This is a genomic window from Pseudomonas sp. B26(2017) (assembly GCF_002113045.1).
Taxonomy (GTDB): domain Bacteria; phylum Pseudomonadota; class Gammaproteobacteria; order Pseudomonadales; family Pseudomonadaceae; genus Aquipseudomonas.
The window spans coordinates 1-526 of record NZ_NEJJ01000037.1 but is presented as its reverse complement, the minus strand read 5'-3'; the positions used below and the strand labels follow the sequence as shown (position 1 = coordinate 526).

Sequence of the window (526 nt, the reverse complement as noted above, 5' to 3'; positions counted from 1 at the left end):
AGCCGTAGGGGAACCTGCGGCTGGATCACCTCCTTAATCGACGACATCAGCTGCTTCATAAGCTCCCACACGAATTGCTTGATTCATTGAAGAAGACGAAAGAAGCAGCCCGAAATTGGGTCTGTAGCTCAGTTGGTTAGAGCGCACCCCTGATAAGGGTGAGGTCGGCAGTTCGAATCTGCCCAGACCCACCAATTTTGTGTGGGAAACGCCTGTAGAAATACGGGGCCATAGCTCAGCTGGGAGAGCGCCTGCCTTGCACGCAGGAGGTCAGCGGTTCGATCCCGCTTGGCTCCACCACTACTGCTTCTGAAGTAAGAGCTTAGAAATGAGCATTCCATCGGGCTGATGGTGAATGTTGATTTCTAGTCTTTGACTAGTTCGTTCTTTAAAAATTTGGGTATGTGATAGAAAGATAGACTGAAAGCCACTTTCACTGGTGGTGATCAGGCTAAGGTAAAATTTGTGAGTTCTCTTAGTTGAGAAATTCGAATTTTCGGCGAATGTCGTCTTCACAGTATAACCA

The 526-nt window shown here is 48.1% G+C and carries 2 tRNA genes; both read left to right on the top strand.

The window, feature by feature from the left end:
* Positions 1-117: 117 nt before the first annotated feature.
* Positions 118-194 (top strand) — tRNA-Ile (locus CAF79_RS28625).
* A gap of 30 nt (positions 195-224) precedes the next feature.
* Positions 225-300: transfer RNA gene (locus tag CAF79_RS28620), tRNA-Ala, on the top strand.
* Positions 301-526: the final 226 nt, after the last annotated feature.